This window comes from Paramagnetospirillum kuznetsovii (assembly GCF_003284725.1).
Lineage (GTDB): Bacteria > Pseudomonadota > Alphaproteobacteria > Rhodospirillales > Magnetospirillaceae > Phaeospirillum > Phaeospirillum kuznetsovii.
Genome location: NZ_PGTO01000009.1, coordinates 121,841 through 140,802, shown reverse-complemented (window position 1 = coordinate 140,802; position 18,962 = coordinate 121,841). Strand labels below are relative to the sequence as shown.

At 63.7% G+C, this 18,962-nt stretch carries 18 protein-coding genes; 4 read left to right on the top strand and 14 right to left on the bottom strand.

What is annotated here, in order from left to right:
* Positions 1-18 precede the first annotated feature (18 nt).
* The gene (locus tag CU669_RS12990) at positions 19-330 is read left to right on the top strand and encodes an acyltransferase (RefSeq protein ID WP_239988707.1); all 312 of its coding nucleotides are present in this window, start codon (positions 19-21) and stop codon (positions 328-330) included.
* On the opposite strand, the gene chrA is transcribed toward CU669_RS12990, so the two are convergent.
* From chrA to CU669_RS12975, 3 genes are all read right to left on the bottom strand, one after another.
* Positions 313-1,656, bottom strand: a complete 1,344-nt coding sequence (chrA, locus tag CU669_RS12985) for a chromate efflux transporter (protein WP_112145342.1) — start codon at positions 1,654-1,656, stop codon at positions 313-315. The genes CU669_RS12990 and chrA overlap by 18 nt on opposite strands.
* Positions 1,653-4,148: an EAL domain-containing protein gene (locus CU669_RS12980; RefSeq protein WP_112145340.1), complete on the bottom strand. Its 2,496-nt coding sequence runs from the start codon at positions 4,146-4,148 to the stop codon at positions 1,653-1,655. Before CU669_RS12980 ends, chrA begins: the two co-directional genes overlap by 4 nt.
* Positions 4,149-4,302: 154 nt before the next feature.
* On the bottom strand, positions 4,303-5,181 hold the full coding sequence (locus tag CU669_RS12975; protein ID WP_239988706.1) for a substrate-binding domain-containing protein: 879 nt from the start codon (positions 5,179-5,181) through the stop codon (positions 4,303-4,305).
* A 196-nt stretch (positions 5,182-5,377) separates the two neighbouring features.
* Here CU669_RS12975 and CU669_RS12970 point away from each other — a divergent pair, with 196 nt between their 5' ends.
* Positions 5,378-7,507 carry an EAL domain-containing protein gene (locus tag CU669_RS12970; protein WP_161539663.1) on the top strand — a complete coding sequence of 710 codons (2,130 nt, stop codon included), beginning with the start codon at positions 5,378-5,380 and terminating at the stop codon, positions 7,505-7,507.
* 54 nt (positions 7,508-7,561) lie between these two features.
* Here the strand turns inward: CU669_RS12970 and CU669_RS12965 are convergent, their stop codons facing one another.
* The gene (locus CU669_RS12965) at positions 7,562-8,029 is read right to left on the bottom strand and encodes a helix-turn-helix domain-containing protein (RefSeq protein ID WP_112145334.1); all 468 of its coding nucleotides are present in this window, start codon (positions 8,027-8,029) and stop codon (positions 7,562-7,564) included.
* 203 nt (positions 8,030-8,232) lie between these two features.
* On the opposite strand from CU669_RS12965, the gene CU669_RS12960 reads away from it, so the two are divergent.
* Positions 8,233-8,556: a hypothetical protein gene (locus CU669_RS12960; protein ID WP_112145331.1), complete on the top strand. Its 324-nt coding sequence runs from the start codon at positions 8,233-8,235 to the stop codon at positions 8,554-8,556.
* 6 nt (positions 8,557-8,562) lie between these two features.
* Here the strand turns inward: CU669_RS12960 and CU669_RS12955 are convergent, their stop codons facing one another.
* The 5 genes from CU669_RS12955 to CU669_RS12935 all read right to left on the bottom strand — a co-directional run bounded on the left by CU669_RS12955 (position 8,563) and on the right by CU669_RS12935 (position 12,964).
* Complete coding sequence (locus CU669_RS12955; RefSeq protein ID WP_112145329.1) at positions 8,563-9,966, bottom strand: homospermidine synthase; 1,404 nt, start codon at positions 9,964-9,966, stop codon at positions 8,563-8,565.
* A gap of 343 nt (positions 9,967-10,309) precedes the next feature.
* On the bottom strand, positions 10,310-11,053 hold the full coding sequence (locus CU669_RS12950) for a LamB/YcsF family protein (RefSeq protein ID WP_112145327.1): 744 nt from the start codon (positions 11,051-11,053) through the stop codon (positions 10,310-10,312).
* Positions 11,050-12,075 (bottom strand): 5-oxoprolinase subunit C family protein, encoded by a 1,026-nt coding sequence (locus tag CU669_RS12945; protein ID WP_112145325.1) that lies wholly within the window; start codon positions 12,073-12,075, stop codon positions 11,050-11,052. The genes CU669_RS12950 and CU669_RS12945 overlap by 4 nt, the downstream gene beginning before the upstream one ends.
* On the bottom strand, positions 12,072-12,689 hold the full coding sequence (gene pxpB / locus CU669_RS12940) for a 5-oxoprolinase subunit PxpB (protein WP_161539662.1): 618 nt from the start codon (positions 12,687-12,689) through the stop codon (positions 12,072-12,074). Before pxpB ends, CU669_RS12945 begins: the two co-directional genes overlap by 4 nt.
* A gap of 14 nt (positions 12,690-12,703) precedes the next feature.
* A complete protein-coding gene (locus CU669_RS12935) occupies positions 12,704-12,964 on the bottom strand; it encodes a GIY-YIG nuclease family protein (protein ID WP_112145321.1) in 261 nt (86 codons plus the stop codon).
* Between the two features lie 118 nt (positions 12,965-13,082).
* Here CU669_RS12935 and CU669_RS12930 point away from each other — a divergent pair, with 118 nt between their 5' ends.
* Positions 13,083-13,529 (top strand): response regulator, encoded by a 447-nt coding sequence (locus tag CU669_RS12930; protein ID WP_239988705.1) that lies wholly within the window; start codon positions 13,083-13,085, stop codon positions 13,527-13,529.
* Here the strand turns inward: CU669_RS12930 and CU669_RS12925 are convergent.
* From CU669_RS12925 to CU669_RS12905, 5 genes are all read right to left on the bottom strand, one after another.
* Positions 13,526-15,163: an AMP-binding protein gene (locus CU669_RS12925; protein WP_239988704.1), complete on the bottom strand. Its 1,638-nt coding sequence runs from the start codon at positions 15,161-15,163 to the stop codon at positions 13,526-13,528. The genes CU669_RS12930 and CU669_RS12925 overlap by 4 nt on opposite strands.
* Complete coding sequence (locus CU669_RS12920; RefSeq protein ID WP_112145317.1) at positions 15,160-15,831, bottom strand: TetR/AcrR family transcriptional regulator; 672 nt, start codon at positions 15,829-15,831, stop codon at positions 15,160-15,162. The genes CU669_RS12925 and CU669_RS12920 overlap by 4 nt, the downstream gene beginning before the upstream one ends.
* A gap of 148 nt (positions 15,832-15,979) precedes the next feature.
* Positions 15,980-16,753: an SDR family NAD(P)-dependent oxidoreductase gene (locus CU669_RS12915; protein WP_112145315.1), complete on the bottom strand. Its 774-nt coding sequence runs from the start codon at positions 16,751-16,753 to the stop codon at positions 15,980-15,982.
* A gap of 131 nt (positions 16,754-16,884) precedes the next feature.
* Positions 16,885-18,075 carry an acyl-CoA dehydrogenase family protein gene (locus tag CU669_RS12910; RefSeq protein ID WP_112145313.1) on the bottom strand — a complete coding sequence of 397 codons (1,191 nt, stop codon included), beginning with the start codon at positions 18,073-18,075 and terminating at the stop codon, positions 16,885-16,887.
* A 2-nt stretch (positions 18,076-18,077) separates the two neighbouring features.
* Positions 18,078-18,896 carry an enoyl-CoA hydratase family protein gene (locus CU669_RS12905; protein WP_112145311.1) on the bottom strand — a complete coding sequence of 273 codons (819 nt, stop codon included), beginning with the start codon at positions 18,894-18,896 and terminating at the stop codon, positions 18,078-18,080.
* Positions 18,897-18,962 lie beyond the last annotated feature (66 nt).

Here is an 18,962-nt window from a genome sequence, read left to right as displayed (position 1 = left end):
CTTTTGGGTGACCGGGGCATGACAGGAAAGTCCAAGACCGTCGCGGAGATGTCGCGGCAGGAAATGATGGAGATGCTAAGTCGCTTCGCCGGTTTGCCACCTCCCAAGGGGCACGACCAGGACGATTGGGACGACTGGCTGGTGTCCTCGGTGCTGCTGCGATGTCGGCGCGATGTCGGCGACGAGAACAAGGGCACCGCCGCCGCCATAGCGCTGCTGGCGCCGCTCAAGTTCTTTCCGCAGCTGCTGCCCCATTTGGAAGATCAGTTGGGCCGCCAGCTGACCGTGGACGAACTGCGCCCCGCCGCCGCCCTACGGAAGAAGAAGTAGGCGCCAAACCACGCCCACCGAACCGCAGGCGGCCAGGGTGGCAATCATGCCCAGATGGAAGCGCAGCATGGCCAGACCGGCCGCCGCCGCCAGGACCAGGGCCAGCGGGTCCAGGCTGGCGGGATCGGGAACGGTGAGGTGCAGGACACCGACCCGGCTTTCCGCGATGCGGCCGAACAGGACATGCAGCGCGAACCACGCGGCCAGATTGAAGATCACGCCGACCACGGCGGCGGTAATGGCCGCCAGAGCGCCCGACAGCGCCTTGTTGCCGCGCAGCGCCTCCACATAGGGAGCGCCGGCCAGGATCCACAAGAAACACGGCGTGAAGGTCACCCACACCGTCAATGTGGCGCCGACCGCGCCGCCCAGCCAGGGCCCTAAAACCCCCGGGTTGCGAAACCCGGCCAGAAAGCCGACGAACTGATTGACCAGGATCAGCGGCCCCGGCGTGGTTTCCGCCAGCCCCAATCCATCGAGCATCTCGCCAGGCCTCAGCCAGCCGTGAACCTCCACCGCCTCTTGCGCCACATAGGCCAGCACGGCATAGGCGCCACCGAAGGTCACCACCGCCAGCTTGCTGAAGAACAGCCCGATGGCGGCGAAGGCGCCCTCGCCCCAGCCCATGAAAGCCGCCAGCGGCGCCAGCCAAAGGACGAGACAGACGACCGCCACCCTCAGCGAGCGGCCCAGATTGGGCTTGGTGTGTTCGGCGCCGCTCTCGATGGCGCGGTCGGCGGCACCGCTCTCCTCCGGCTTGTCGGCCTTGGGCCGGAATGCGGGATGCCCGGCCCTGGCGGCCAGGAATCCCATCAATCCGGCGGCAAGCACGATCAAGGGGAACGGCACCCCCAGAAAAAATATGCCGACGAAGGCGGCGGCAGCGATCCCGTGGAAGATCCGATGCTTCAACGCCCGCTTGCCGATGCGCAGCAACGCCTCGATCACCACCGCCAATACCGCGGGCTTGATGCCGTAGAACAGGCCGTCCACCAACGGAACCTGATGGAACCCGGCGTAAAGTCCGGCCAGCACCATCATCACCAGGAAGCCCGGCAAGACGAACAGGGTTCCGGCGACAACGCCGCCCAAACCGCGATGCAGCAGCCAGCCGATATAGGTGGCCAGTTGCTGGGCCTCCGGTCCCGGCAGCAGCATGCAGTAGTTCAGGGCATGGAGAAACCGGGTCTCGCTGACCCATCGCCTCTCTTCCACCAAGATGCGGTGCATGGTGGCGATCTGGGCGGCGGGGCCTCCGAAGCTGAGCAGGCCGATCTTGAGCCAGACGCGCAATGCCTCTGAAAATCGAGGATGCCCGTCGCTCATAAGGTTTCCTTGCTGACGGCGGCATGCTCCATCAGGAAGATCTTGACCTGATCGGCGGGCATGGGCTTGGCCAGTAAATAGCCCTGCATCTCGTCGCATTCCTGGGTGAGCAGGATGATCTGCTGATCGGATTCCTCGATGCCTTCCGCGACCACCTTCAATCCCAGGCTATGCGCGATGCCGATGATGCTGCCCACCAGCATCATGTCACGGGAATCCCGCGCCAGATCGCGAACGAAGGAGCGGTCGATCTTCAAGGTGTCCACCGGCAGCCGCTTCAAATAGCTGAGCGAGGAATAGCCGGTGCCGAAATCGTCGATGGCAAGGCGGATGCCGAGGCGCTTGAGGGAGTCGAGCACCTCGCGCTGGCGTTCCCCCAGGTCGAGCACGAAGGTCTCGGTGATCTCGAGTTCCAGCCGATCGGCGGGAAAATGAGTCTCGGCGAGCACTTGCGCCACCTTCTGGGCAAGGTCGCCGTCGCGGAAATCGCCCCCCGACAAATTCACCGCCATGCTCAATTGATGCCCGGAATCCAGCCAGACCCTGCCCTGGCGGCAGGCCTTGCGCAGCACCAGCATGTCGATACGCTCGACCAAATGAATTTCCTCGGCCAGCGGAATGAAGTCGGCCGGCGATACCGGACCAAAGGTGGGATGGGTCCAGCGGGCCAGGGCCTCGAATCCGGTGATGACGCCGCTCCGCAGGCAGGCCTTGGGCTGGTAGTGGACATCGAATTGAGCCTCTTCCACCGCCAATCGCAGTGCCGATTCCATTTCCAGGCGCCGTTCCTCGCGCTGGGTCATTTCCGCCGAGTAGAAATTGTGCCGCCCCTTGCCCGCCGCCTTGGCCTGATACATGGCGGTATCGGCATGTTTCAGCAGATCCTCGCCACTCTTGCCGTCCTCGGGATAGACACTGATTCCGATGCTGGCTCCGACAAAGACCTCGCGACCATCGATCACGACGGGCAGCGCCAACTCGGCCAATATCTTATCCGCGATCATGGCGGCGTCGCCGGGTGACACGATCTCGTCGAGGATGATGGTGAATTCATCGCCGCCCAGGCGGGCGACGGTATCGGTCATCCGCACGCAGTGGCACAGCCGCTTGGCCACTTCCTTGAGAAGGTCGTCGCCGGCCCGGTGCCCCATGGTGTCGTTGACCTTCTTGAACCCATCCAGATCGATGAACAGCAACGCCGCCTGTCGGTCATGGCGCAAGGCATGAACGACCGCCCGCTCCAGACGATCCTGGAACAACACCCGATTGGGCAATCCGGTCAGCATGTCGTAATGAGCGAGATGCAAGATATGGCGCTGCGCCTCCACCTGCTCGGTGATGTCGCTGAAACTGCCGATGAAATAGCGCACCTCGCCGTCGTCGCCCTTGACCGCGACGATACTTTCCCAGGCCACGAAGATGCTGCCGTCGCGACGCCGGTTCCATATCTCGCCCTGCCAACGGCCGGTGGTGCTGATGGAGTGCCACATCTCGCGATAGAACGCCTCGTCATGATGGTCCGAGCGCAAAATCCTGGGATTGCCGCCAATCACCTCGTCGGCGGCAAATCCGGTCAATTCGGTGAAGACCGGATTAACCCGGAGAATGCGACCTCGGCCGTCGGTGATGATGGTTGCTTCCAAGGCATAGCGGAACACATGGGCGGCAAGGCGGTTTTCTTCCTCGGCCATCGCCTTGTCCACCAGGCGCGACGCCGACCGGCGCCCTATGGTCAGGATGCCCGCCAACCCCAGCAGCCATAATCCGCCATGGGATGCCGTCACCGAACGAACGGCATCGCGCTCGGCATTCTTATAGGGCGCCATGGGAACCGAAACCCCGATGCCGCCGCGCACGGATCCGTTGGCAAATCCAAGGTGTCCGTGGCATTTCTGGCAGCTCTGCTCCATGATGAAGGGCTTGATCAGGCGCAGATAGGACTGCCCGTCGATATCGGAGACGGCCAGCCGTTCCGCTTCCTTGCCGGTCTCGAAGGCGCGGATGGCGTCCGCCTCCCAGGAGTCCGCCTCATTGTTGGGGTTGAGATAGACGATGCCGACGATGCGGCCCTTGATGCCATAGAGATCGCCGTAATCCTGCATCATCTCGCGCAGCATATAGGCGGGATTCATCAAGGTCAGCTGGCGGCCCTCGGTGGTCACGAGATCCCGGTCGGGAAGATGGGCCATCCATGGACTTGGCGGCGTTTTTTCGGTGGGGTCCACATAGACGCCGCCATGGCCAGACGCCCAGGCGCGGTAAGCCACATCCTTGTCGAACGCGGACCGCGCGCTATTCAGGGCAAGTCCGAAGGCGATGGATTCCTGCTGCTCCACATTCCACCACAGCGACCCTCCCAACAGAAGAGTCCAGGCCAGAATGGCCAGGGCGGTATAGCGCAAGGCCAACCGACGGGCCGCCGGAAAAGACCCGAGACCGAGGGCGATCTCGTCCGTCCATCCATCCTCCGGGGTTTGCCGAGGAAACGGCATTCAGGACTCCACGTCCCACAAGACATTGATTATACGGCTGCACGGTTCGCGTCGCACGTCGTCGCCTTCTATCCCCTTGATCTTCCGCCCTGGGGAAGTCTACACGCCGACCGCCCCGCCGCCTAATACTTCAATTCTACGGATCCATGGCACATTATCGGGCATTCCAGCGGATAGCGCCGGTGCCCGTAACATCGTAGCCGCCCAGTGCCTCTGCCCGACCGACGAATTCAGCGGTCCGGGCGAAGGCCAGCAATGTTTGGACGGCCGGTTCGAAATAGGCCTGGCGATCAATGGCCAAATCGAACCGCTCTTTGCACAGGGGAATGAAGCCCAGCCGAAGGCTGTTGGCGACGGATTCCACCGCCAGCCCCGCATCGGCCACGCCTTCGAGAATGGCGAGGCCCACATCGGTCTCGCTGCGGACCGGCGCCGAGACTGTCCGAATGTCCTCACCGTTCAATTCGGCGTCGGCCAACAATCGTTCGAACAGAACCCTGCTTCCGGCGCCCTCCTGGCGCAGCACGACCCGCGCCTTCAACTTCGCCAAATCGGCAATGGAGGTGATTCCCAGCGGATTGCCGGTGGCGACCACAAGCCCCTGGCGCCGCCACGCCCATTCAATGAGAACCACATTGTGATCCGCCAGCGCCTGACGCGCCTGGGGCACATTGAACTCGCCCGAGTCCGCGTCCAGCAAATGAATTCCGGCCATCACCGCCTCGCCCGCCGCAATGCGCGCCAGACCATCGGACGAACTGCCCGGCAGAACCGCCAGGCCGCCACCCGCCTCGCGCAAGGCCCATTCCAGCAAGGGATCATGGCTGCCGGCCACCACCATGGCGGCAGGCCCCGCCTTTTGCGTGCCGGATGCCGAAGCACTGTTGCGCTTCAGCCACGCATCGATTTCAGTCTTGGGAAACAGCCATTTGCCCGTGACACGAGTACAGGGAATGCGCCGCTCCTTGAGCAGGTCGTAAACCTTACGCTCCTTGACGCGCAGATATCTGGCCACCTGGTGGGTGTCCATCATTTCCGGAAAATCCGTTGAAGAGTCCATGGCACCCGCTGAGAAATGGGTTACCAGAATGACGGCAGGTCAAAACGATGACAAGCCCGTCTCTGACGAGGGGGTTTGAATATGCCGCCATAACGGTATAGCGTTTCCAGCCAACGGCATACCCTGCAAGTATGCCTCCGATGGCGGCTTGGGCGGGGAGATGGCGATAATGATGAATGTTCTCGTGGTCGAGGACAGCAAATTCTTCGCCTCGGTGCTACGCAAGGCCATCGAGGACCGCTTGGGATTCCGCATGGTGCTGGCGGCAAGCCGGGCCGACGCGCGCCTCGCTCTCAAGGAGCACAAAGGGAGCTTCTTCGCGGCGCTGGTGGACCTTCACCTGCCCGACAGCAACGAAGGCGAAGTGGTCGACGACGTCTCGGCCAACAATATTCCCGTGATCGTGTTCACCGGCGACTTCAATGACGACATGCGCGAAATGGTGTTGTCCAGGAACGTGGTCGATTACGTCACCAAGAACAATCCCGGCAGCATCGAATACGTCCTGGCCATGCTGCGACGCCTATCCACCAACGCCTCGGCCACGGTCCTGGTTGTCGATGATTCCAAGACCTCGCGCATGCAGTTCACCCGCTTGCTGCAAAACCACAACTTCAAGGTCGTCGAAGCCAATGGCGGCGAAGAGGCTTTGAAGGTCTTGGCGGCCCATCCTGAAATCAGGCTGGCCATCATCGACTATCACATGGACGGCATGGACGGTTGTCGCCTGACCGAGGATATCCGCAAGACCCGATCCCGCGACAAGATGGTCATCATCGGCATATCCGCCTATGGCAGTAATGTCCTTTCCGCCCGCTTCATGAAAAGCGGCGCCAGCGACTTCATCAACAAGCCGTTCATTCCCGAAGAGTTGTTCTGCCGCATATACCAGAACCTCGACTTCATCGATCAGATCGAGAGTCTGACCCGGGTCGGCATTTCCCTGGCCTCGGCGCGCCAGGAGGCCGAGCGCGACTGGAGCGGCGACCTTGCGAGCAATCCGGCCTATTACGATCAGGTCACCGCCCTGCCCAATCGCCGACTGTTCATCGACCGGCTCGGCGTCGCCATGGCCACCGCCCGGCGAACCAGCGACAAGGTCGCCTTGCTGCTGTTCGACCTGGACCTGTTCAAGCGCATCAACGACAGTTTGGGACATGCCGCCGGTGACGGTGTTCTGGTGGAGATCGCAAGCCGTCTGACGTCTTGCGTGCGCGAAGGCGACACGGTCGCCCGCATCGGCGGCGATGAATTCGCCATGATCTTGCCCCAGGCAACCGATATCGACGCCGTCGCCAAATTCGCCGAGCGGGCGGTCTCCATGATTCGGACTCCGTTCGAAGTGGACGGACGGGATCTGTTCGTCACCGCCAGCGTCGGCGGCGCCGTGTTTCCCGACGATGGCGGCGACCTGGAGGCGCTGATCCAGCGGGCCGAGACCGCCATGTACAGGGCCAAGGACGGCGGCCGCGACGCTTTCCAACTTTACGCCCCCGCCATGAATGCCCGCTCCATGGAACTGCTGTCCCTGGAAAGCGAATTGCGACGGGCCGTCGACCGGTCGGAATTCCGCCTCGTCTATCAGGGCAAGGTGGACATGGAGAGCGGCCAACTGACCGGTGTCGAAGCGCTGATCCGCTGGCAGCACCCGACGTTGGGCGCCATCGCACCCAACGATTTCATTCCCATGGCCGAAAGCCTTGGCCTGATTTCCACCATCGGCACCTGGGTTCTGCGCGAGGCATGCCGCCAAGCCATGGAGTGGCGCGGCAAGGGGCTGCCTCCGCTTTGCGTCTCGGTGAATGTGTCGCCGCGGCAATTCCGCGACTGCGATGTGGCGGAAATTGTGGCCGAGACCTTGGCCACCTCGGGCTTGGAACCCCACAATCTGGAACTGGAAATCACCGAATCCCTTCTGATGCAGAGAGTCGACGAAGTCGCCAGCGTCCTGCGCGATCTTCGCGCCATCGGCGTCAAGGTTTCGGTCGATGACTTCGGCACCGGCTATTCCAGCCTCAGCTATCTCAGCCGCATGCCGCTGGATGCCCTGAAGATCGACAGAACCTTCGTCACCGACATACCCGACGCAGAGGACGCCGCCGAAATCGTCGGCACCATCATCAACCTCGCCCACTCGCTCAAGCTGAAGGCGGTGGCCGAAGGTGTCGAGACCGTGGCCCAGGCCATGTTCCTCCACCAGAAGGGCTGCGATCAGGTCCAGGGCTTCCTGGTGGCCCGTCCCATGGCTCCGGCCGAATTGATCTCGCTGATGGATCGTCGCCTGTTGTCCATTATCTGAATCAAAATCGGCCGGAGCATGCTCCGGCCGATTTCCTAAGCCATGGTATCCGGCCTATTCGCCGCCTGCGACCGCCGCCAGGGCCTTGGCAAGTTCGTAAACCCGCTTGCGCACCTGGGGATCGTTGATGTTGTAGTAGGCGCGGACCAGTTCCAGCGTCTCGCGCTTGGTCATGGGATCGGCCTCGAACGGCGCCGGATCTTCCGACAGCCCGACCGAACCCTTGATGATGTTCACGGGGCTCTGGCTCTGGGTATTGTCGGACATATCGTCGAAGAAATACGACACCGGCACGTCAAGCACCCGCGACAAATCGAACAGACGCGATGCGCCGATACGATTGGCGCCGCGTTCGTATTTCTGCACCTGCTGGAAGGTCAAGCCGATAGCCTCGCCCAGCTTTTCTTGGCTCATGCCCAGAAGAGTGCGGCGCAAACGCATGCGGGCACCGACATGGACATCAACAGGGTTGGGGGCGCCACTCTCGAGGCGGCCACGGGTCGACACGTTTCTCTTGACCAAGGTAAAACTCCCAGACGGCCGGTAATCATCGGCTCATTCTATCGAAGGTTCGGTACGATGCAACTCTTTTTAGCATAGCCGCACATACCAATGGCATGGATGGGCATCCTTTCCCCCGTGAATGAGGGATTTCCTTCGGCGAAGCCAGCTACTATTCTCTCCTCCCATCCAGGAAGCGGAAAGCACCTCCGAGAGGACGACGAATGAAAGCGTTGGCGGTATTATCCATGATCCTGGCGCTGGGTGCCTGCGCCGAGGTCACCACGTTCCGAAAGCCAGATGGCTCGACCTATTATTACGTCGATTGCGAAAACACCATGCGGTGGGCCGAGACCTGTCGCTTCGCCGCTCGACGCACCTGCCCCGACGGCTATGTCCCCTTGGCCATCACCCCCATCGTCGGGGCGGAGAACGACCGCCGCTACGCCCAATGCGTCGAGGAAAACCAAGACCGTGTTCAAGAAGGGCAAGCCGAGCAGGTCTGCGCCAGAACGCCGCACCGTGAAGGATTTTTCGCCTGTAAATAGCCCGGATCAGACGACCCGGACATTCTTGAACTGCCAGGGATCCGAGCGGTCCACATCCTCGGGAAACAGATCGCCGCGACCTTCCAGCGGCGTCCAATCGGTATAGACACCCACCAGCGGTCCGAGATAGGGCCGAGCAATTTCCAGAATGCGGACAAAATCGATCTCGTCGGGCTCGAGAATGCCGAGCCCAGGATTCTCCAGCGCCCAGACGATGCCCGCCAGCACGGTGGCGGTCACCTGAAGGCTGGTGGCGCTGTTATGCGGCGCCAGTTCACGGGCCTCGGTGATGGACAATTGCGAGCCGAACCAATAGGCGCCCTTGCCGTGACCGGCCAGCAACACCCCCAACTCGTCGATACCGCTCACGATCTCGTTCATCATCAGGCGCTGGCGCGGCTGCATCCGCCAGTTCTTGCCCGCCAGTTCATGCAGCGACACCACCGCGTCGTCGCAGGGATGATAGGCGTAATGGACGGTCGGCCGGTAGGTCACCGTCTCGCCATCGCGAACCGTGAAGTAATCGGCGATGGAGATGGATTCGCTGTGGGTGATCAGGAAGCCGTGGAACGGGCCTTCCTTCGGAGTCCAGGTCCGCACCCGCTGGCTGGCGCCCGGCCGCATCAGATAGATGGCGCTGCCGCGACCGAAATCGTGACGCCGTCCCTCGGGCGGCAGGCCCTTCTCGTGGCTGCCCCAGCCCAGTTCGGCGGGTTGGCAGCCCTCGCCGACGAAGCCGTCGATGGACCATGTATTGACGAATTCGCCCACCGCCTTGGGTTCGGCGCCCACCTGGGTATCGCGCTCGGCGATGTGGATGACCTTGACTCCCAGGAAGGCGGCAAGGCCGGCCCAGGCGTCGCGAGACTTGGGCGGTTCCACCGCCATGCCGGAATCGGCGGCGATGTTCAGCAGCGCCTGCTTGACGAAGTGGGAGACCAACCCCGGATTGGCACCGTGAGTGACCAGCGCCGTCGGCGCCGGTCCATCGACCCGGAGCGCCAGCATCTGCTCGCGCAGGGCATAATTGGAACGCAAGGAGGGGGAAAGGCCGGGATCGGTATAGCCACCGGCCCAGGGCTCGATGCAGGTATCGAGGTAAAGGGCACCCACATCGCGACAGAGCTCGACCAAGGCCACCGACGACACATCCACCGAAACATTCAGCAGGAAGTCGCCCTTGCGCAGCATGGGAGTCAGTCGGTCGCGGTAATCATCCGGGGTAAGCGCTTTGTTGATGAACGTGATGCCGTATTTCTTCGCGACATCGTGGCCCCGTTCACAGGCCGTGATAATGGTGATCCGGGCCGGGTCGATGTCGATATGGCGCAGAATCAGGGGCAAAACGCCTTGTCCGATGCTGCCGCAGCCGATCATGACCATGCGGCCGGTAAAGACAATGGTGTGCATAGCGGTCCTCCCCTTACCTCAATTCCGTCGCTTCATCTGCTGGAAACGACGCCCTCCACGCGGTCTCCGCGAAGAGACCGCGTTCCACGACAACGGCGGCAGGCGACCGAGGATACGGTCGCGACACCGCCGTCACATACTCGTACAGATTTCCGGGATGTAGCCCAGTTTATGGGTCACGAACATGTCCACCTCCCTTTCGGGCGCCGACAAGATCAGTCGGCTCTTCCAAAAAGGACGCGTCCGTCGTTGCATAACCGACAAGGGCCATAGGCACGTACGTGTGCGTCACTGGTCGGGTATATACCTGTGCTTTTCCCGCAACGCAACACTGTTGATCCCTTTATGACAATGGCGTGACTCTTATTCCTGCATTCTCCAATGCCGCTCGTAACACTTTGGCCAACGTTACTGCATTTGGATCATCGCCATGGACGCAGACCGACTGGGCATGACATGGAATCTCGCGCCCCGACAGCGAAACGATGATCCCGTCACGAACCATCCGCAGCACATGGCGGACCGCTTCGTCGGGATCATGGATCAAGGCGCCCGGCCGCGAGCGGGCAACCAGAGTGCCGTCATCGTCATAGGCGCGGTCGGCGAAGACTTCCTGGGCGACCCGCAGCCCATGGCGCTGTCCCGCTTCGACCATGGCCGAACCGGCGGGCGCCAGCAAGATGAGCCCCGGCACGGTCGTAGCCGTCGCCCGCGCTATGGCCAGTGCGGCATCCATATCCACCGCCGCCCGATTGCTCAGGGCGCCGTGCGGCTTCACATGGCCGAGCCTGCCGCCATTGGCGGCGACGATGCCCGCCAGGGCGCCGATCTGATAGGCGGTGACCGCCTCGATCTCGTCGGGGGCCATGTCCATGGGACGACGGCCGAAGCCATCGCGGTCGGGATAGGAGGGATGCGCCCCCAGGCTGACGCCACGTGCCATGGCGGCCCGGACGGTGCGGGTCATTTCCAACGCATCGCCCGCATGGAAGCCGCAAGCGATATTGGCCGAGGCGACGATATCGAGCATGGCCGCATCGTCGCCGCAGCCCTCGCCCAGATCGGCATTGAGGTTGATGGTTCTCACGGCGTTTCCCCATTGACCATGCCAGAGACCAGATTGGCGGAATAAAGCGCGTCGAGGTCAAGCTCGCCCGCCAGTGCTCGCAACGAGGATCGTGCCGATTGAATGGCACGTTCCAACGCATTCCGGGCCGTTTCCGCCTCGGCAAGGTCCACCACCCGAAAGCGCAAGCGGTCGCCGGGAACCATGCGCCCGACCCGTGGCAAATCGGCGGAAATCACCGTGGCGATCTTGGCATAGCCCCCCACCGTCTGGTGATCGGCCAGCAACACGATGGGCTGACCGTTGCCTGGCACCTGAATACAGCCGCGCACCAGACCGTCAGAAGCGATCCCCGCCTCGCCTTTGTGCTCCAGCCTCGGCCCTTCCAGGCGAAGCCCCATGCGGTCGGCATCCCTGCCGACGATGAATTCGGCGGATGCCAAGACCTCCAGCGCCGTCTCGGTGAAATACTCCGCCTGCGGCCCCAGCATCACCCGCACCGCCCCCCGGCCATGATCGAACGGCGCCGACAAGGCGAGAAGCGGCCCCTCGGAGGCGCGGTCGCGCCGCAGCGGCAGCATGCAGCCCGCCACCAGCGGCCGACCGCCCAACGGGCCGATTCCGGCGCGGACAAAGGTGGACAGGCTGCCCATCACCGGAGCGAGATCGAAGCCGCCCTCCACCACCAGCACCGCCGAGGCGGCGCCGTTCACTGCCCCCAGGGCCAAGACGTCGCCACGATGCAACAGATGACAGCGCCCCACCGCCAAGGCGGTGGCGGCGCCATCGCGGGACAGAATCGGCCGCGCCGGACCAACGACCGCCAGCCGAACGCTTTCGGCCTCCACTACTAGGCCCGGACCAAGCCCGCAGAATTCGATGCCCGCCTCGCCATCCACATTACCCACCAGGGCATTGGCGAGACGCAGCCCCACCGGATCGAGCACCCCGGCCACCGGCACCCCCTGGGCGCCATAGCCGAACCGACCCAGATCCTGAATGGTGGAGAACAAGCCGGGCGTGGTGAGTCGCAAATGGCTCATAGCGGCACGAACACCACTTGGTCGCCCGCCGCCAACAAGGCCGGAGGCTCCCGCGTTTGATCGAACAGAGCGATTTCAGCGCTGCCCAGCAGATGCCAACCGCCGGGGCTCTCCCACGGATAGATGGCGGTCATGTCGTCGGCGATGGCGACCGAACCGGCGGGAACCTTCAAGCGAGGCTCCCCCCGCCGCCCCAGCCGCAAGGCCTCAGGCAGGGTTCCCATATAGGCGAAGCCGGGCATGAAGCCCAGCATCCTGACCTGGTAGACCCGACCCGCGTGCAGATCGATCACTCGGGTCCGGCTCAGGCCGCAGGCCTGGGCGACCGCATCCAGATCTGGGCCGTCATAGCGAACCGGAATGCGCCAGGATCGCCCCTCGCCGCCGTCGCCGTCGCTCGCCCGGTCGGCCAAGCCGCGAATGCGGGCCTCCATCTCGGCCCGCGAGATGGACAGCGGGTCGAAGATGACCAGCAGGGACCGGAGCGACGGTACCGTCTCCACCAGACCAAGCAGCGGTCCGACACGGCGAATGGCGTCGTACAACGCGACGACCCGATCACCGTCGTCGAAATCCACCGCGAAGGCGGTATCGCCCACATCCTTGACCCGCATGGCGGCCCGCTCCATCACTCGCCCGCTCTGTCTATCCTAGCCGCCTTCAGACCGGCCTTGAAGGCGCGATCCTTCTTGATGGCGGATTCACGCCGCAGGGCCTCGCCGTGTTCCAGCGGTCCTTCGCTGTGGATGAGCCGCCATGGGCCGCGCCCACGGGTGAACTTGGCACCCTGGCCCCGGTTGTGGCGACGCAGGCGATCCTCCAAATCGGTCGTTATGCCGGTATAGGCCACCCCCGCGCCATTCAGTAAGACATAGACGAACCAAGACATGAATCCCTCGCCACCCTATCGGGCCGTTACATACCGTTCATACTGAAAGCATATTCTTTTCACATCCATGCCCTATCCTGGAAAATGGTCATGAAGGCCTCGTCCATGGAGCACCTGAGTGGGCAGCAACGCCGCAAATCCATACCATGTGCTGATCGTCGATGACGATCCCGCCGATGCCGAATTGGTATCGAAGGCGATCGGGCGCGGCCGATTCCCCTGCGTGGTGGATATGGCCGCCGACGGTGTCGAAGCCATGGAAAAGCTGCGCGGCCCCACGCCGGGCGCCCCGCGTCGGCTTTCACCGGATCTGGTGTTGCTGGACATCAACATGCCGAAGAAGAACGGCTTGCAGGTGCTGTCCGAGATTCGGTCCGACCCGAAGCTACGGCATCTGCCGGTGGTCATGCTGTCCACCTCGTCGGCGGACCAGGATGTGGTCACGGCCTATAAGTCCGGTGCCCAAGGCTATGTCACCAAGCCCATGGATCTGGCCGACCTGTTCAGCGCCATTCACGCCATCGAGGAATACTGGTTCAGCACGGTTCGCGCCCCCAGGTGCTAGATCTGCCGCAGTCGGAACCGCTGAACCTTTCCCGTCTGGGTCTTGGGCAGCACCTCGAGGAATTTGATCTCACGCGGGTATTTGTAGGGCGCGATGGCCGCCTTGACGTAGTTCTGGATGTCCTCGGCTAGCACTTCGCTGGCCCGTGACGGGTCGTCCAGCACGATGCAGGCGCGCACGATATTGCCCCGGGCTTCGTCGGGCACGCCGACCACGGCGCATTCGAACACCCTGGGATGTTCCAAGATGACCCGCTCCACCTCCTGGGCCGAGATGTTGTAGCCCGACGAGACGATCATGTCGTCGGAGCGGTCCACGTACCAGAACCAGCCCTCGGCATCCTCTTCCATGATGTCGCCGGTGACGTTCCACCCCTGGCGGACGAACTTGGCCTGCCGCTCCTCGTCGTCGAGATAGCGGCAGCCGGTGGGGCCGCGCACCGCCAGCCTGCCGCGATTGCCCGGCGGCAGCGGATTGTCGTCATCGTCGAGAATGCAGGCGCAATAGCCGGGCACCGGCCGACCGGTGGCGCCTTCCTTGGGCACCTCGGCGGTCTGGGCGATGAAATGGGTCAGCATTTCGGTCATGCCGATGCCGTTGATCAGCTTCAACCCGGTGGCGCGCAGCCAATCCTCGTACAACTTCACCCGCAGATGCTCGCCCGCCGAGGAACACTTGCGCAAGCTGGAGACATCGTAGCGGTCGATGATCTGGAGCATGGCGTGAAACGAGGTGGGCACCGCGTAGAGGCTGGTGCATTTGTGGCGCTGGATGGCGTCCAGGATCAGGTCCGGGGTCGGCTTGGCCACCAGCACCGCCGTGGCGCGATAGCGCAGCGGATAGGTCAGGAAGGCGGCAAGGCCATAGGTGAAGGCGAAGGACGGCGAGCCGACGATGATCTCGTCGGGCTCGACGGTATGGCTTTGCGGCCAGCAATCGGTCACCGCCAGGATGTCGCGGTGAAAATGCATGGCCCCCTTTGGGTTCCCGGTGGTGCCCGAGGTGAAGGTGATGGCCGCCACGTCGTCGGCGGCGGTGTCCACATTGGCGAAGCCGGAAGGCTTTTCCCCAACCATTCGATCGAAACCGGCGTCACCGTCACCCAGGGGGGTGAAATAGGCCACATGGGCGAGATCCGGCTTCTGGGCGCGGGTCAGCTCCATCTCCTCGGCCAGACTCTCCTCGCACAGGGCGATCCTGATCTTGGCCTTGTCCACCAGATAGCCCAGCTCCTTGGCGCGCAGCAGCGACATGGACATGACGCAGATGCCACCTGCCTTCAGCACCGCCAGCCAGCAGGCCGCCACCATGGGGGTGTTGCCCGATCGCATCAGCACCCGGTTGCCCGGCACCAGACCGAAATCCTCCACCAGCACGCGGGCGATGCGTTCGGCCTTGTCCAGCAACTGGGCATAGGTCCAGCTCCCCTCACCGTAATGGAACACCACCTTGTCGCCGAAGCCGTCGGCCACCGCCTGATCCAGCAGGGTGACGGCGGCATTGATCCGGTCGGGATAATCCTTGAGATGGGGCGCGGAATAATCGAAAACCGGCCACAGATCCGGCGGCGGCAGCAGGTCGCGGGCGAACTTGTCCACATGGGCGCTCGGCCCGCCGGGCAGATGCATGCTCATGTCCTCCCATGGATTTTTGCCTGATGGCGGCGGCCCTTTGGCGTCAGCAGCGCCTGGGCGAAGAAGTCGAAGCCCTCGGCGATGTACTCCTCGAGGCCGCACACCTCCTTGAGGCGCCAGTGCTTGAGCGCCCAGCTATGGGCGAAGGTCACCAACTGATAGGTCACCAGTTCCACCTTGACGTCGCGCATCAGCCCGGCCTTGACGCAGTCGGACAGGCAGGCGGCGATCATGCCGTTGGTCTCGATCTCGGATTGCTTGATCAGTTCGCGCCGGTCGTCGGGCAGCGACTTGGTGGAGCGGTAGGCCAGCACGGTGGCCTCGCGCCGCTGATCCACCACCCGGCAATAGGCGCCGATGGCGGCCCAGAACCGTTCCAACGGATCGGTCAGCCCGGCGATGGCGGCGGGAATCTCGGTCTTGTAGGAGTCCAGCACGCTGAGCAGCACCAGCAGCAGCACGTCCTCCTTGTCGGTGACGTATTGATAGATGAGCCCGGCGCTCACCCCGGCCTTCTTGGCCACGTCCTGAATGGTGGTGCGATAGAAGCCCTGATGGGAAAACAGCTCGGTGGCGGCGGCGACGATCTGGGCGCGACGGCGGGCCACCAGCGCTTCGTCGGAAACCTGGGATTTGACATCGTGGTTCATCACATCGCGTCCATCCATTCCCTCTCCCCTTGCGGGAGAGGGTGGCGGCAAAGCCGCCGGGTGAGGGGTCGGGATCGACTCATGTCCGCGATGCCGCGCGTAAGCCCCCTCACCCCGGCCCTCTCCCACGGAGGGGAGAGGGTGATGATGTGTGTTCCGTCTTCCATCACATGACCTCCCCACCGGCCACGGCGATGCTTTGCCCGGTGATGGAGCCCGATCCCGGCAGGCACAGCCAGCCCACCGCCTCGGCCACTTCCTCGGGCTGGATCAGCCGCTTCTGCGGATTGGGCGCGACAAGATCGGCCAGCGCCTCGTCGCGCGAACGACCGGTCTTGGCCATGATATTGTCCAGGGTGGCCTCGACGATATCGGTTTCGGTATAGCCGGGGCAGACGGCGTTGACGGTTATGGGCTTGCTGGCGAATTCCTTGGCCAGGGCGCGGGTCAGGCCGATCAGGCCGTGCTTGGCGGCGCAATAGGCGGCGCAATAGGCCAGACCGGTCAGCCCGGCGGTGGAAGCCACGTTGACCACCCTGCCCCATCCCAGTTCCAGCATGCCGGGAATCAAAGCCTTGGTGCACAGGAAGGCGCCGGTCAGGTCGGTGCGCAGGATGTCGTCCCACAGGGAAAGATCGGTCTTGGCCAGCGGCGCCGCCTTGGCGATGCCCGCATTGTTGACCAGGATGGCGATGGGGCCGAAGCGCTTTGCCGCTTCCCCGAACCCGGCTTCGATGGATGCGGCGTCATCGACGTTCACGGCGATCCCGGCAACCGAGCCTCCACACCCGGCCGCCGTCGCCGCCACCCGGGCGGCGTCGCGCCCGGTGATGGTGACGCTGGCGCCCAAGGACAGCAAGTGGCGGGCGATGGCCAAGCCGATGCCTCGGCCGCCGCCCGTGACCAGCGCGTGGCGGCCCGCCAGGGGATCAGTTCCCATGACGAGCCCCCCTCTCCCCTTGTGGGAGAGGGCCGGGGTGAGGGGGCCGCGCGTCCGCGCGGCATATCCGCCCCCTCACCCTAAATCCCTCTCCCACAAGGGGAGAGGGACTTGCCCGATGACCACCCTGGTCATGTTTCATTCCGATACTCCTCGAACACCTTGGAGGCGATGACCAGCTTCTGGACCTCGCTGGTGCCTTCATAGATGCGTAGCGCCCGGATTTCGCGGTACAGCGTCTCTACCTTGACGCCGGACACCACGCCGAGGCCGCCCCATAGCTGCACCGCCTCGTCGATCACCACTTGGGCCTGATCGGTGGCGAACTGCTTGGCCATGGAGGCTTCGCGGGTGACGCGGCCGCCCTTGACATCCTTGGTCCAGGCGGAGCGGTAGATCAGCAAGGCACTCGCGTCGATGGCAACCGCCATCTCGGCGATCTTGGCCTGGGTCAGCTGATAGTCCGCCAGCTTGGAACCGAACACCTTGCGCTTGAACACGCGGGCCAGGGCCTCGTCCATGGCGCGCCGCGCGAAGCCCAGGGCGGCGGCGCCCACCGTGGTGCGGAACACGTCCAGCACCGACATGGCGACCTTGAAGCCCTCGCCCGGCTGGCCCAGCATGTTGGCGGCGGGCACCCGCATGTTGTCGAATGTCAGCGAGCCCAGCGGATGCGGCGCGATGACGTCGATGCGTTCGGACACCGTCAGGCCGGGCGTGTCGGCATCCACCACGAAGGCGGCGAGGTTCTTGGCGCCGCTCTCGTCGCCGATGCGGGCGAAGACGGTATAGAAATCGGCGAGACCGGCATTGGAAATCCAGGTCTTGCCGCCGTCGATGACGTAATGGTCGCCATCCCTGACCGCCCGCGTGCTCATATTGCCCACGTCGGAACCGGCATCCACCTCGGAAATGGCGAAGGCGGCGATCAGTTCGCCCTTGCCCACCTTGGGCAGATAGCGGGATTTCTGCGCGTCATTGCCGAACAGGGTGATGGCGGCGCTGCCCAAGCCCTGCATGGCGAAGGCGAAATCGGCCAGACCGGCGTGACGCCCCAGGATCTCGCGGCCCAGACAGATGGCGCGAACGTCGAAATCCTTGGCGCGGCCGCCATAGGCCTTGGGGATGGAAGCGGCGAGAAATCCCGCCTTGCCCAGCTCGCGGACGAGACGGCGCGCCGTCTCGTCCATGGCCGGTCCATGCGCCTCGTCCTCCGGGCACACCCGGTCCAGATTGGCCTTGGCCCAGTCTTCCAGGTCACGGGCGAAATCCCGGTGGGTCTGGTCGAAGAACGGCCATTGGAGGAACGAGGCGTCGGACATGGTCAGTTACCCTCGAACTTGGGCGACTGCTTGGCGGCAAAGGCCACATAGGCACGCTCGAAGTCGTTGGTCTGCATGCAGATGGCTTGAGCCTGGGCCTCGGCCTCGATGCACTCGCCAAGACCCTGGTTCCATTCCTGCCACAGCATCTTCTTGGTCATGGCATGGCCGAAGGTGGGGCCGTCGGCCAGGCTGTGGGCCAGCTTGGTGGCGGCGTCCAGCACCTCTTCCGAGGAATACAGGCTGTTGTAGAAGCCCCAGCGCTCGGCTTCCTCGCCGCCCATGGCGCGGCCGGTATAGAGCAGTTCGGCGGCGCGAGAGAGTCCGATCAGACGGGGCAGCAGGGTGCAGGCGCCCATGTCGGCACCGGCGAGGCCGACGCGCACGAACAGGAAGGCCACCTTGGATTTGGCGGTGCCCAGGCGGATGTCGGAAGCCGAGGCCAGCATGGTTCCGGCACCGGCGCAGATGCCGTCGATGGCGGCGATGATGGGCTGTGGGCACATGCGCATGGCCTTGACCGCGTCGCCGGTCATGCGGGTGAATTCCAGCAATTCCGGCATTTCCATCTTGGTCAGCGGCCCGATGATCTCGTGCACGTCGCCGCCCGAACAGAAATTGCCGCCCGACCCGGTGATGACAACCGCCTTGACGTCGGTGGCGTAGCACAGATTGTTGAACAGATCGCGCAGCTCGCCATAGGAGTCGAAGGTCAGCGGATTCTTGCGCTCGGGACGGTTCAGGGTCAGGGTCGCGACCTTGCCGTCCACCTTCCAGTCGAAATGTTCGGCCTTGTAGTCGGCAGCCTTGAACTTACGCATGTGATCTCTCCTTGTTTTGAGGAGCGCGGCCATCTTGGCCGCACCCTGCGGGCGAGACGCCCGCGC

What these genes read in the sequence shown, in the direction of transcription:
- CU669_RS12920 (WP_112145317.1), bottom strand. Translation starts at nt 15,831, where the DNA reads ATGGATGGACGCGATGTGATGAACCACGATGTCAAATCCCAGGTTTCC.
- CU669_RS12915 (WP_112145315.1), bottom strand. Translation starts at nt 16,753, where the DNA reads ATGGGAACTGATCCCCTGGCGGGCCGCCACGCGCTGGTCACGGGCGGC.
- CU669_RS12990 (WP_239988707.1), top strand. Translation starts at nt 19, where the DNA reads ATGACAGGAAAGTCCAAGACCGTCGCGGAGATGTCGCGGCAGGAAATG.
- CU669_RS12945 (WP_112145325.1), bottom strand. Translation starts at nt 12,075, where the DNA reads ATGAGCCATTTGCGACTCACCACGCCCGGCTTGTTCTCCACCATTCAG.
- CU669_RS12935 (WP_112145321.1), bottom strand. Translation starts at nt 12,964, where the DNA reads ATGTCTTGGTTCGTCTATGTCTTACTGAATGGCGCGGGGGTGGCCTAT.
- CU669_RS12955 (WP_112145329.1), bottom strand. Translation starts at nt 9,966, where the DNA reads ATGCACACCATTGTCTTTACCGGCCGCATGGTCATGATCGGCTGCGGC.
- CU669_RS12975 (WP_239988706.1), bottom strand. Translation starts at nt 5,181, where the DNA reads ATGATGGACACCCACCAGGTGGCCAGATATCTGCGCGTCAAGGAGCGT.
- CU669_RS12905 (WP_112145311.1), bottom strand. Translation starts at nt 18,896, where the DNA reads ATGCGTAAGTTCAAGGCTGCCGACTACAAGGCCGAACATTTCGACTGG.
- CU669_RS12980 (WP_112145340.1), bottom strand. Translation starts at nt 4,148, where the DNA reads ATGCCGTTTCCTCGGCAAACCCCGGAGGATGGATGGACGGACGAGATC.
- pxpB (WP_161539662.1), bottom strand. Translation starts at nt 12,689, where the DNA reads ATGCGGGTCAAGGATGTGGGCGATACCGCCTTCGCGGTGGATTTCGAC.
- CU669_RS12925 (WP_239988704.1), bottom strand. Translation starts at nt 15,163, where the DNA reads ATGAGCATGCATCTGCCCGGCGGGCCGAGCGCCCATGTGGACAAGTTC.
- chrA (WP_112145342.1), bottom strand. Translation starts at nt 1,656, where the DNA reads ATGAGCGACGGGCATCCTCGATTTTCAGAGGCATTGCGCGTCTGGCTC.
- CU669_RS12960 (WP_112145331.1), top strand. Translation starts at nt 8,233, where the DNA reads ATGAAAGCGTTGGCGGTATTATCCATGATCCTGGCGCTGGGTGCCTGC.
- CU669_RS12970 (WP_161539663.1), top strand. Translation starts at nt 5,378, where the DNA reads ATGATGAATGTTCTCGTGGTCGAGGACAGCAAATTCTTCGCCTCGGTG.
- CU669_RS12910 (WP_112145313.1), bottom strand. Translation starts at nt 18,075, where the DNA reads ATGTCCGACGCCTCGTTCCTCCAATGGCCGTTCTTCGACCAGACCCAC.